Raw genomic sequence first — 2,591 nt, 5'->3', positions numbered from 1 at the left:
CTTTATTTGATTTAGGCCATGCTAGGTGTAGGTACAGGCTTATTATTTAATATGGCATCTTTAATTTGTGCTTTACGCTTAACTCTGCCTTTACGGCCTTGGCTATTTTGATTGGCGTATTTGTCACCAAATACTTGTGATACTTCTAAGTTAAGAGACAAAGCTATGGCCTTGGCGACACGAAATGAAACGGCATTACCGCGTGCGATATGTGATACATGCGATCTAGAAACTTCTAAAGCATCTGCAATATCAGCAAGTAATACGTCGTTTTGTTTTAATTTTTCTTGTATCTCAATGTATGATAAATGTTGTATATTCATGTTGTATTACCTTATTGGTTCCGGGGTGACTTCATATGAGTTAACTGTGTTGTTTTTTAATCTAGTTAACCTGTTTGAGATTGTCAAGTATTTAATTTAACTTATATGCATTAGATTTAATGCACTCAAAGGTGTTGACTTAACAGTATGGTTATTGCTACTTTAGAAAATATTGATGTAGATTTGGTTTATAACGAGTTATGTAAGCAGTTTAATGTGAAAAGTTATCGGGCGCTTTCCTTAGCTATGGGATTATCCGTTTCGGCAGTCGGTAATGCCAGAGGCCGTGACTCTTTACCTTGGGAAGGTGTAATAATTGCCTGTAAAAAGAGAGGCATTTCACTTGATAAATTGTTTGAAATAGAGATTGTAAATACAGAAACTGACAGCAATAAAACGCAACCTACTAAAGCGCCAATTCAACAAAAAGGATTAACAGCTGAAGATTTGTTAGCAGTTAATACTATGGTTGATAAAGTACTTAAAGAGGTTGTATCAACTAAATGTTTACCACCAGAACGCGAATTATTTATATGCAATAAGCTCAGGCCTGTTCTTATTAAATCGGCATTTGAGCATGATTTTAATGAAATATTTGTTAGATCAATTGCAGAAGGAGCTGTCTTGATGGCATAAACAAGGAAAAGAAAATGTTAAAAAAAGTATTACTCACTTCAGTATTAAGTTTAAGTGTATGTCTTTCAAGTCAAGCACTTGAACCATTAAAAGATCGCGCTGTTGTACAACATATGAATGTTGATTTATTACTCCCGGATAGTTCACTGCTAAATGTTGATATGTCGCTTGATTGTGGCAGTCAATACGCAAGCACCGGTATTATGGTTATGTCTAAAGCAGGTGCAGAGCTGATAGCAACGGCCTATTCAACTTTATGGGGTAAAGCTTATGGCCAAAAAGTCATGGATACATGGAATAATAAAAAAAATAGCGATGATCCCAGAAAACCCACTTTTATAATCATTCCGACTCCAGGTGATATGAGCTTTGATTGGCAAAATACCAATGCGCCTGCTGCAAATAAAGGCGCTAAATTAAGGAATGCTACCCCAAATTACGAAAAGGCTAAAACATCATCACCTCCTGTGTTAATGGCGGGCTGCGGTACTAGTGATCACACCTCTGAATTAAGAACACAATAAAAATACAATAAATCACAGTGTAATAATGGGTTAGTTTGTTAACCCATTATTGTTGCATAAACTCAAAGGATTAAATTATGTTTAGGGTATTGTTGTTCATTTCATATGTATTTATATCATTTTCATCGTCAGCAACCCAATTAAACAATATAAATGGAATGGTAGAAGATGAACATAAAAATATGTATATATCTACCCATTCTGGGGTTTACCGATTTGATGGTAATCATTATTTAAAATTATCAGATATTACTGAGTTACCTAATACGTGGAGTAAAACTCTTGAATTTAGTCGCCAGAAAAACACCTTGTATATTGCATATAGGACAGAAGGTGTATGGCAATTAAATTTGACTACGCAAGTAGCAAAAAAGATATCAAATATTTATGCAACAGAACTTGCTCTTGATACCACCCAACTGCTTATGAAGTCAGGTGGTGAAATACATGCTTTTGAAGTAAATACACAAAAAGTATCAAATATTAGCGCAATAGAAGGTCGAGTTTTATCGATATCAGCCTATCAAGATAAAAGCTATATACTGACTACTAAAGGTAGTTATTTACTAGTTGAAGATTTTGCGAGACTTATAGAAGAAGTTCAGATTGAAAAAGGTGAAATACAAGCAACACCTGATGGCGTAGTTTATAGCAGAGATAATGTGATGGTGTTTTATGACTACCAACAAGAAAAATTCCGTTATGACGATACTTTTAAAAATCCACTCAATTTAACAGCTGCTGATGCACACCATATCTATTTTGTAGATAATAATATAATTAAAAAATACTCTAATATTGGCCTTGAAGCAGGACAGTATAAGCTTGGTATTAATGATGAAATCTTTAATGATATCTATATAGATAAAGAAAATAAAATATGGTTATTAGGCGTCACAGATTTCCATATATTAGATACCAAAATTAAATTTGAACCTTTTAACTTTAATTCTAAATATAATGTATTTGGTTTAGTTAATAATGAGTATTGGATAGGGACTGACTTTGGTGTTTATCATTACAACAAAGGGGAAACTTCGAAAATAAATTGGTTAGATCAGATCATGCCAATTGAAGATTACACAGTACAAAATATCGTGCAATTTAA

Annotated in this window: 4 protein-coding genes; 3 read left to right on the top strand and 1 reads right to left on the bottom strand. The window is 33.5% G+C overall.

The genetic code is table 11. The annotated features are described in order from the left end of the window. Window positions 1–11: 11 nt before the first annotated feature. The gene (locus CJF42_RS25585) at window positions 12–323 is read right to left on the bottom strand and encodes a helix-turn-helix domain-containing protein (RefSeq protein ID WP_095369311.1); all 312 of its coding nucleotides are present in this window, start codon (window positions 321–323) and stop codon (window positions 12–14) included. Window positions 324–470: 147 nt separating this feature from the next. Here CJF42_RS25585 and CJF42_RS25580 point away from each other — a divergent pair, with 147 nt between their 5' ends. From CJF42_RS25580 to CJF42_RS25570, 3 genes are all read left to right on the top strand, one after another. Next, complete coding sequence (locus CJF42_RS25580; protein WP_095369310.1) at window positions 471–959, top strand: helix-turn-helix domain-containing protein; 489 nt, start codon at window positions 471–473, stop codon at window positions 957–959. 14 nt (window positions 960–973) lie between these two features. After that, the gene (locus tag CJF42_RS25575; RefSeq protein ID WP_095369309.1) at window positions 974–1,483 is read left to right on the top strand and encodes a hypothetical protein; all 510 of its coding nucleotides are present in this window, start codon (window positions 974–976) and stop codon (window positions 1,481–1,483) included. A 77-nt stretch (window positions 1,484–1,560) separates the two neighbouring features. Further along, on the top strand, window positions 1,561–2,591 hold a 1,031-nt coding region (locus CJF42_RS25570; protein WP_141235685.1), incomplete at its 3' end, for a ligand-binding sensor domain-containing protein.

The sequence above is a fragment of the Pseudoalteromonas sp. NBT06-2 genome, from assembly GCF_002276045.1.
Lineage (GTDB): Bacteria > Pseudomonadota > Gammaproteobacteria > Enterobacterales > Alteromonadaceae > Pseudoalteromonas.
This window is presented reverse-complemented; position numbering and strand designations above follow the sequence as displayed.

What these genes read in the sequence shown, in the direction of transcription:
- CJF42_RS25585 (WP_095369311.1), bottom strand. Translation starts at nt 323, where the DNA reads ATGAATATACAACATTTATCATACATTGAGATACAAGAAAAATTAAAA.
- CJF42_RS25580 (WP_095369310.1), top strand. Translation starts at nt 471, where the DNA reads ATGGTTATTGCTACTTTAGAAAATATTGATGTAGATTTGGTTTATAAC.
- CJF42_RS25575 (WP_095369309.1), top strand. Translation starts at nt 974, where the DNA reads ATGTTAAAAAAAGTATTACTCACTTCAGTATTAAGTTTAAGTGTATGT.